Origin of the sequence: Megasphaera sp. UBA4233 (assembly GCF_002395615.1) — a bacterium.
GTDB lineage: Bacteria > Bacillota > Negativicutes > Veillonellales > Megasphaeraceae > Megasphaera > Megasphaera hexanoica.
The window spans coordinates 134,500-142,992 of sequence record NZ_DGXL01000006.1; the positions used below are offsets into that span (position 1 = coordinate 134,500).

The following is an 8,493-nucleotide window of genomic DNA, read 5'->3' on the forward strand; positions in this document are numbered from 1 at the left end:
CTTTCAACTTCAAACTCAAAAAAGCGGCTGTCTTCGGACGACAGCCGCTTTTTTTATGCATCAATCAGTTTTCCCGGATTGAGGATGTTGTTAGGATCCATGGCCCGTTTGATGGTTTTCATGATAGCCAGTTCTCCTTTAGGTGTAAATTCTTCCATGTACTTGAGCTTCTTGGCTCCGATGCCGTGTTCACCGGCCAGGCGTCCACCGACGCTGTAGGCATAGGCGTATACCTGCTGATGGAATTTTTCGACGCTCGTTTCCCATTCTTCGTCGCTCATATCCATCTTGCACAGGACGATGTGCAGGTTGCCGTCGCCGATGTGGGCATTGATCTTGACCTGGAACGGGTAATCTTCGCCGATTTCCATGATTTTTTCGATGGTCGAAGCGATTTTGTGGACCGGTACGACGACGTCATCGGTGAGGAAGACTTTGCTGACCATTTCACACGATGTCTGGACATTGCGGCGCATATTCCAGATGCGTTCATCCGCTTCGAGGACATCGACGGCGCCTGATTCTTCACAGATGGTGCAGACACTTTCCATCTTGCTGTCCAGTTCGTCTTCACGGAACGTTTCTACGGTGATGATGACGTAAATGCCGTCTTCATAGTGAGGCATATCCGAATAGTGGCAATAATCGGCGGTGTCACGGACATAGGAGTTATCCATGTATTCCACGCTGGTCGGGTCGATGCCGGCCTTAAGCAGTTTGGGAACCATGTACAGCGCTTTGCGCGGGTCTGTGTACACGGCGAGGACGTCAAACCGGTACGGCGGCAGGGGAATGAGTTTGACTGTGACTTTAGTGATGATGCCCAGCGTTCCTTCGCTGCCGATGATGAGCTGTTCCAGGTCGTAGCCGGTGGAGCATTTCTTCAGGATGCGGCCGCATTCGACGATATCGCCGGTCGGCGTGACCATTTCCAGACAATAGACCTGATGACGTGTGACGCCGTAGCGGACGGCTTTGAGGCCGCCGGCGTTGGTTGCCAGATTGGCGCCAATCATGCAGCTTTCTGCACTGGAGGGGTCTCCGGCGTAGAGCAGGCCATGAGCTTTGGCTTCTTTCTGCAGATCTACCGTACGCACGCCGGCTTCGACGGTCATATACATGCCTTCTTCATTGAGTTCAATGATTTTGTTGAGCCGTTCCATGCACAGGACAAGGCCGCCGCAGACAGGGATGGCACCGTCGGCCAGGCTTGTGCCGCCACTGCGGACGGTAATGGGAAAATGATATTCATTGGCCAGTTTGACAATCTGGGAAATTTCTTCGGCATTGGCCGGGATGACGGCTGCTTCCGGTAGATGGAAGCGGCGCGGGTCCGTTTCGTAATCTGTCTGGTACTGGAGCAGTATGTCTTTATCTGTTTTTACGTAAGAAGGGCCGGTAATGGCTTTGAGTTTTTCAATGATTTCCGGTGTGATGGGCTGATACGTTTCCATAATGATCCTCCTGTCATAAAGTAATCTGATTATGCGTATATTCTATCACATTTCTGCAGGCTGGAAAGAGTCATTTCCTATTCTTATTTGCAATGTGTAATTATGTCTGCTAAACTATACTGAAAAGGAGTGATTTATATGGACATGGGATTGCAGGATAAAGTTGTCGTTATTACCGGTGGGAGTGAAGGTATCGGATTTGCAGCTGCCAGAGCTTTTATTGCCGAAGGGGCCTATACCGCTATATGTGGACGCAGAAAAAACGTATTGGCGCATGCCGTGGCAGAACTGGGGCCGCGGGCTTTTGGCGTATCGTGTGATATGACAAAGGAAGACGATGTCTATAACTTTGCCCGCCGCGTCTTTGATACATTTGGCCGCATGGATGTGTGGGTCAATAATGTCGGCGCGACCATTGCCAGGAAAGGGACGTGGTATACGGGAGAAGAAATTGACCGGACCTATGCTGTAAATTTCAAATCCGTCGTCATGGGAAGCCAGGCAGCCGTACCCTATTTGTCCCGTCAGGGCGGGGTCATTGTCAATGTGGCATCTCTGGCGGCGCGGTGTGCGACATCCGGGCGGGCTACGCTCTATGGAGCGTTTAAAGCAGGTGTCGTCAACTTCACCAATACCTTTGCCGGGGAAGTGGCGTCAAAGCACATCCGTGTCGTATCCATACTGCCGGGATTTACGCTGACGCCGCTGGTCCGGGCGACCATTGCCCCTGCTGATCTGGAAAAGCAGAGCCGTACCTGCCTCTTGCGCCGGGCCGCTTCACCGGAAGAAATTGCCGGACCTATTGTCTTTCTGGCCAGCTCCCAGGCTTCCTATATGACGGCAGCGTCTCTTGAGATTTCCGGCGGCCGTAGTGTGACCCTGAATCCGGGGTATTCCTATGGGGAATAATGACATTCTAAAAATAAAATTGAATTATGTTCTAATTTTTTAAAAGTCCACTTGACAAGTGCTGTTTTAAAGTGTACTATGTTCGTAAACATTGGAAACGCCAAGACCGGAACAAGTACACGCAGGCGGTCAGACAGAGAGCAGGAATCCAGGCTGAGAGTTCCTGCAGAAGCCAAATGCGCTGGAATGCCTCCGCGAGCGGATGAGCCGAATCGAGTAGGCTCATACGGATTTCCCACGTTACGGGTGCCGAGATACAGCATTTGCTGTAAGCAGAGTGGAACCACGGACCACCGTCTCTGTCATGGGGACGGTGTTTTTTTTGTCTCTAAATGGGAAAAATGAGGATATTTCGCCAATGTTTCAAAACATATTTTAAAAATTCATGAAATGTGATGGGAGTAATAGAGGAGGATATGACTATGACACAGAGTAAAAAAGAATTAGTATTAGCCGCTATGGATAACAAGCCGGTAGACCGTGTTCCTGTGGGATTCTGGTTTCATTTTCTGGGAGATGAAATCCATTCCGATTCGTTTCAGCATCCGGAATTGATCGAACAGCTCTATGCGGGACAGACGAAATACATCGAAACGGCCAAGCCGGATTTTGTAAAAATCATGACCGATGGATTCTTTCCTTATGAAAATAGAACGGCATTCAATCTGAAAAGTGCGGCCGATTTCAAGCGGATCCAGCCCCTTGCTGACGATGATCCGTGGTTTACGACGCAGATTGCCTATGCAAAGAGACTGACCAGTAAATACGGTAATGACGTAGCCATGTTTTACAATCTCTTCTGCGCCGGTACGACAGTGAAATTCATGCTTCCCGATATTACCCAGGGCGATGCCTGGCTGAGCCGTCTTATACAGGAAGATGCAGACGCCGTCCGTCAGGGACTCGATGTCATTTCCGGAGATTTGGCAAAACTGGCCCGCCGGATTATTATCGAAGGCGGCGTGACCGGTATTTACTTCAGTCTCCAGAATCTGCTCGGTGAGGGAATTACGAAAGATGTTTACGATCAGGTGCTGGCGCCGGGTGAAAAACAGATCCTCGCCGCGGCTAACAGTGCAAGCGATTACAACATCCTCCATATCTGCGGCTGGTCCGGCCACCGCAATGACCTGACCTGGTATGCCGATTACGATGTGAAGACCATTAACTGGGCGGCTGTCGTCGAAGGCGTGCCTCTGGAAGAAGGACGGAAGATTTTTGGCGGCCGGGCTGCTCTCGGCGGATTTGGCAATCTGGAAACGGAAGTACTGTACAATGGTACGAAAGAAGAAGTACAGGCTGAAACGAAGCGTATCCTGGACCATGCCGGACGGAAGGGCGTCATCCTCGGTGCAGACTGCACGGTGCCGCGCGATACGGACTGGCAGCGTTTTGAATGGGTACGGGAAGCTGCAAAATAATAGATATTATAACGGGTAAAGCATATAGGGGGAATATATCATGAATATAAAAAAATTAGGGAAATTTGTCATCACAGCCGCTTTGATTGGTGTCGTCGCAGCCGGCCTTGCCGGATGCAGCAAGAAAGATAGTGCCGCAGCCGGCGATGGCGGCAAGAAAAAAGTCGTCAACGTAGCGTATACGAATTACTATGTACCTTATGATTTCGTCAATGACAAAGGAGAAGCCGACGGCTTTGAAGTAGCAGTCATGAAAGAAGTTGCCAAAAAACTGCCGCAGTACGAATGGAAATTCACGCCGACCTCGGACGACGATCTTCTGATCGGTGTCGAATCGGGGAAATACACCATTGGTACCAAGGGCATCTGGAAAACGGCAGCCCGGGAAAAGAAATATCTCTTTACTGATAATTACATCGGTGCCAGCGTCATAGGCCTGGTCATCCGCAAAGATGAAGCCGATAAAGTAAAAGACATGGATTCCTTTGCCCAGTACAGTGGCAAACTCGTGCCGATTGCCCCACAGGATGCGCGCTACATGGTCATTGATACATACAATAAAGAACATCCGGATAAGCCCATCGACCTGAAATCGTCGGAAGCATTCCAGATTGCCGATGCCTACAGCTGGGTCATGGAAGGCCGCTATGATGCCTATCTGGAAGTTGAACTGAGCTACAAGAACAATATCGTCAAAGACGACGCTCCGTACCATCAGTTCAACGATCAGCTGACCTATATCCGCTACAAAGGCATCCCGACTTATCCGCTGATCAATAAGAAAGAAACGAAATTGAAAGACGAAGTCGATCAGGCTATCAAAGAACTTCGTGATGAAGGAAAAATTGCCGAACTGGAACAAAAATATTTTGGTGAAAGCCTGTCCCAGTATATCGGACAGTAAGTGAGAGGAGGAGTGCTTTGTGAATAGTACGAGAGTATTTGATCCGTCCATGATCGTACAGGTCATACCGGACCTTCTGTCCTATCTGGACGTGACTTTGCTCGTAGCCGTCACAAGTATCCTCCTCGGCTCTCTGCTGGGGATGATACTGGCCTGGGCCAGGACGGGTCACCACCGCGTGCTGCGCTGGATTGCCAACGGTTACATCTATATCATGCGCTGCACGCCCTCCATTGTCCTGTTGTTCATCGTATTTTACGGTCTGCCGAAACTGGTGGAGTCGATGACCGATTATGATATCAACGATACAAACCGTGCCGTCTTTGCCATCATCACCTTTACGTTGTTATTTGGCGCCTATATTTCTGAAGTATTCCGGGCCGCCTATCAGGCTGTCCCCAAAGGGCAGTATGAAGCGGCAGTCAGCATTGGCCTGACCCCGTTTCAGGCATTCCGCCAGGTCATGCTGCCCCAGGCTACAGTCATAGCCCTGCCGAACTTTGGCAATTCCGTCATCAATTTGCTGAAAGAAGGGGCCCTGGCCTACACCATCGGCCTCATCGATATGATTGGCAAGGGAAATCTGATCATTGCCCAGAACTTTGGGGCGTATGGTGTGGAAATTTATCTGGCCTGCATGATTGTCTACTGGATTATGACGACCTGCATTGCCAAGGGATTCCTCCGGTTGGAAGAACATCTTGACAAAGGGCAGAGCCTGCGGGCAAAGAATCCGGCACAGGCAAAAGCACGCATACTGCCTGTATGGAAAAGCGTACCGGCGCTGATGCGGCGCATTCAGCGTCAGGGCTAGAAAAAGGAGTAACCATATGGAACTGGATTATACATTTATGATAGAAACCTTTTATAAGGTATGGGGGGGCATTGGCACGACACTGGGACTGACAGCCCTGAGTCTCCTCATCGCGGCACCGATTGCGTTTTATATGGCGGTCCTCCGCATTAAAGGCAATCTCATCGGCAGTGGCATTACCCAGGCTTATATATCCTTTGTCCGGGGTACGCCTATTATTCTGCAGATTCTTCTTCTTTATAGCCTGCTCCCAAGCTTTCTCAACGTCGTTGTCAAAGCATTGGGCGCAGACTTCAATGTCTTCGACAGCGTCGACCCGTTCTGGTATGCGGTTGTCGTCTTTTCCCTGAATACCATCGCCCTTTTGGCAGAAGTATTCCGCTCGGCTCTGCTGAGTATCCCTAAGGGACAGCTTGAAGCCGGCGTTTCTATCGGCCTTTCGGAATTCCAGACATACTGCAAAGTCATCATTCCCCAGGCTATGGTCGTAGCGCTGCCGGCGGTCTGCAATATTACGGTCAATCTGATCAAAGGGACTTCCCTGGCATTCCTTATGACTGTCAAAGATGTCCTGGCTATCGGAAAAATTGCCGCTTCCTATGGTTATAACTATATCGAATCGTACCTGGATGTGTTTATTGTATATCTCATCGTATGTACGGTCATCCAGCTGGCATATAAATTTGCAGAACAGCATGTAGGTGCCTTCCGGGCCGGTGCATAAGAAAGGAGATTTATCCCATGTTATTGTCAATTAAGCATGTCCGCAAGAGCTTTGGCAATCTGGAAGTACTGAAAGACGTGCATATGGATATTGAAAAAGGCGACGTTGTCGTCATTCTGGGCCCCAGCGGGTCGGGCAAGACGACATTCCTGCGCTGCCTGAATTTTCTGGAAAAGGCCGATGCCGGGGAAATGGATTTTGCCGGTATGCACATCGATCTCAGCCATCCTTCGACAAAAGATATTACGGCCGTGCGGAAAAAGACGGCTTTCGTATTTCAGGGATACAACCTCTTTGCCAATAAGACGGTCCTTGAAAATGTGACTCTCGGTCTGACTACGGGCAGGGGCATGAAAAAAGCCGATGCCGAAGCCATTGCCCGCGATGCGTTGCAGCGTGTCGGCATGGCGGAACGGATGGACTATTATCCGTCCCAGCTTTCCGGCGGCCAGCAGCAGCGCGTAGGAATTGCCCGGGCCATGGCTGTCAAGCCCGATGTCATCCTGTTTGATGAACCGACATCGGCCCTTGATCCGGAACTGGTCGGGGAAGTACTGAAAGTCATGCGGGACCTGGCAAAAGCCGGAACGACCATGATTGTCGTGACCCATGAAATGAAATTTGCCCGCGATGTGGCAACCCACGTTATTTTTATGGATGGCGGTGTCATCGTCGAAGAAGGGACGTCGGAAGATATTTTCGAGCATCCCAAAGAAGAACGGACTAAAAAGTTCCTGCACCGCGTCCTCTGCCATACTTACGAATAATCAGAGAGGAGCTATTTCTGACAGCACTTGTACGGAAAATAGTTCCTCTTTTCATTATGTGTATTGACGCAACAGACAAACCTGTATATGATGATGGTATCTAAAGGAGGAATGCAATATGGCTTTTACAGAAGAACAGAAACTGACAGATCATCTGCAGCACTTTATTGCCTGTCAGACCATTTCTAATGAAGATTTGGATAAAGTGGACTGGCGGGAATTTACCAAGCTTCATGCCCTGCTGGAAGCCTACTATCCTGTTATATATAAACTGTTTGAAGTCATTCCGGTTGGCCGGGCGGGCCTGCTGTTTCATTATGATTCGGGCCATCCGGAAAAAACGCCGCTCGTACTCAGCGCCCATCAGGACGTAGTCGAACCGGGAGCCCTGGAACTCTGGAAGAAAGAACCTTTTTCCGGCGCTTATGAAGATGGCATCATCTGGGGACGGGGTACGACAGACTGCAAACACCTCTTCCTGGCAGAAATGGAAGCCGTGGAAGCTGCCTTTTCCGATGGATTCCGTCCTTCCTATGACCTCTACATTGCACTGGGATACAGTGAAGAAATTTATACCATCAGCGGGGAAGACGGCGGACGGCTTCTCAAGGAAGCACTGGCGGCACGGGGCGTTCATCAGATCGTTCTCTTTGACGAAGGCGGCAGTGTGACGACCGACGATAAGGGGCACCGCATTGCCCACGTCGGTCTGGGAGATAAGTCGCAGATTGTCTACGAACTCTATAAAGACGGGACAGGCGGCCATTCCAGTGTACCGGGACTGCATACGGATATGGGAGCTCTGGCCCGCTGCATCGTGGCACTGGAAGATCATCCCCGTCCGTATAAACTGACGGATTTATCCCGGGGTCAGCTGAAAGGTATGGCTAAACTGGAAACGGGGGATAAACAGCGGATTTTCAGTGACCCCGACCGGTACTGGGATGAAGTGTGTGAATGGCCCGTCAGGATGCCCGCCTCGATGCGCTGCTCCATACGACGATATGTGTGACCATGGCCCAGGGAGCCCAGCAGCCTAACGTCATCTCGGCACACGTAAGCGCTACCATCAGTGCCCGCGTACTTCCCGGGGAAACGGGGGATGAAATCCTGGCGTATATCCAGCAGTACCTCACCGGAGGCATCCAGGTCCGCCGCGTATCCGGCATCGACCCGGTCAACGAAGACACACCGGACAGTGAAGAATTCCGTCTGGTCGAACAGACTATCCACGATGTATACGGCGACGATGTCATCGTCATGCCGGAACTGATGCTGTTTGCGACAGACTCCCGCTATTATAAGGACATTGCTAAACACATCTTCCTTTTCAGTGGCTATGAACAGGACGATACGTGGGGGCCCATGCACGGTGTCAACGAACGGATTCCCGCTGCCGCATTACCGGGATCACGTAACTTCTTCCGCAAGCTGTTAGAAAATTACAATGCATAACAGAATAAGCCTAAAAAAAACTGGTTTATGGAGTATTTTGTTCCA

The 8,493-nt window shown here is 50.5% G+C and carries 9 protein-coding genes; 8 read left to right on the forward strand and 1 reads right to left on the reverse strand.

Annotated features, from left to right (window positions below; genetic code table 11):
- Positions 1-53 precede the first annotated feature (53 nt).
- Positions 54-1,454, reverse strand: coding sequence for an FAD-binding oxidoreductase (locus B2U90_RS01395; RefSeq protein WP_059077039.1), 1,401 nt, complete (start codon positions 1,452-1,454; stop codon positions 54-56).
- 138 nt (positions 1,455-1,592) lie between these two features.
- Between B2U90_RS01395 and B2U90_RS01400 the strand changes: the two genes are divergently transcribed.
- The 8 genes from B2U90_RS01400 to B2U90_RS01435 all read left to right on the forward strand — a co-directional run bounded on the left by B2U90_RS01400 (position 1,593) and on the right by B2U90_RS01435 (position 8,448).
- On the forward strand, positions 1,593-2,363 hold the full coding sequence (locus tag B2U90_RS01400; protein ID WP_292016912.1) for an SDR family NAD(P)-dependent oxidoreductase: 771 nt from the start codon (positions 1,593-1,595) through the stop codon (positions 2,361-2,363).
- A gap of 422 nt (positions 2,364-2,785) precedes the next feature.
- Complete coding sequence (locus tag B2U90_RS01405) at positions 2,786-3,784, forward strand: uroporphyrinogen decarboxylase family protein (protein WP_292016913.1); 999 nt, start codon at positions 2,786-2,788, stop codon at positions 3,782-3,784.
- Positions 3,785-3,824: 40 nt separating this feature from the next.
- Positions 3,825-4,688, forward strand: coding sequence for a transporter substrate-binding domain-containing protein (locus B2U90_RS01410; RefSeq protein ID WP_059077036.1), 864 nt, complete (start codon positions 3,825-3,827; stop codon positions 4,686-4,688).
- Positions 4,689-4,707: 19 nt separating this feature from the next.
- A complete protein-coding gene (locus B2U90_RS01415) occupies positions 4,708-5,502 on the forward strand; it encodes an amino acid ABC transporter permease (protein WP_234995414.1) in 795 nt (264 codons plus the stop codon).
- A gap of 16 nt (positions 5,503-5,518) precedes the next feature.
- The gene (locus B2U90_RS01420) at positions 5,519-6,226 is read left to right on the forward strand and encodes an amino acid ABC transporter permease (protein ID WP_292016914.1); all 708 of its coding nucleotides are present in this window, start codon (positions 5,519-5,521) and stop codon (positions 6,224-6,226) included.
- A gap of 17 nt (positions 6,227-6,243) precedes the next feature.
- Complete coding sequence (locus tag B2U90_RS01425) at positions 6,244-6,993, forward strand: amino acid ABC transporter ATP-binding protein (protein WP_170086989.1); 750 nt, start codon at positions 6,244-6,246, stop codon at positions 6,991-6,993.
- 118 nt (positions 6,994-7,111) lie between these two features.
- Positions 7,112-8,005 (forward strand): M20/M25/M40 family metallo-hydrolase, encoded by an 894-nt coding sequence (locus B2U90_RS01430; protein WP_292016915.1) that lies wholly within the window; start codon positions 7,112-7,114, stop codon positions 8,003-8,005.
- A complete protein-coding gene (locus tag B2U90_RS01435; RefSeq protein WP_292016916.1) occupies positions 7,951-8,448 on the forward strand; it encodes a M20/M25/M40 family metallo-hydrolase in 498 nt (165 codons plus the stop codon). Before B2U90_RS01430 ends, B2U90_RS01435 begins: the two co-directional genes overlap by 55 nt.
- Positions 8,449-8,493 lie beyond the last annotated feature (45 nt).

Coding starts and splice junctions, on each gene's coding strand:
- B2U90_RS01395 (WP_059077039.1), bottom strand. CDS start 1,454: ATGGAAACGTATCAGCCCATCACACCGGAAATCATTGAAAAACTCAAA.
- B2U90_RS01400 (WP_292016912.1), top strand. CDS start 1,593: ATGGACATGGGATTGCAGGATAAAGTTGTCGTTATTACCGGTGGGAGT.
- B2U90_RS01405 (WP_292016913.1), top strand. CDS start 2,786: ATGACACAGAGTAAAAAAGAATTAGTATTAGCCGCTATGGATAACAAG.
- B2U90_RS01410 (WP_059077036.1), top strand. CDS start 3,825: ATGAATATAAAAAAATTAGGGAAATTTGTCATCACAGCCGCTTTGATT.
- B2U90_RS01420 (WP_292016914.1), top strand. CDS start 5,519: ATGGAACTGGATTATACATTTATGATAGAAACCTTTTATAAGGTATGG.
- B2U90_RS01425 (WP_170086989.1), top strand. CDS start 6,244: ATGTTATTGTCAATTAAGCATGTCCGCAAGAGCTTTGGCAATCTGGAA.
- B2U90_RS01430 (WP_292016915.1), top strand. CDS start 7,112: ATGGCTTTTACAGAAGAACAGAAACTGACAGATCATCTGCAGCACTTT.
- B2U90_RS01435 (WP_292016916.1), top strand. CDS start 7,951: ATGGCCCGTCAGGATGCCCGCCTCGATGCGCTGCTCCATACGACGATA.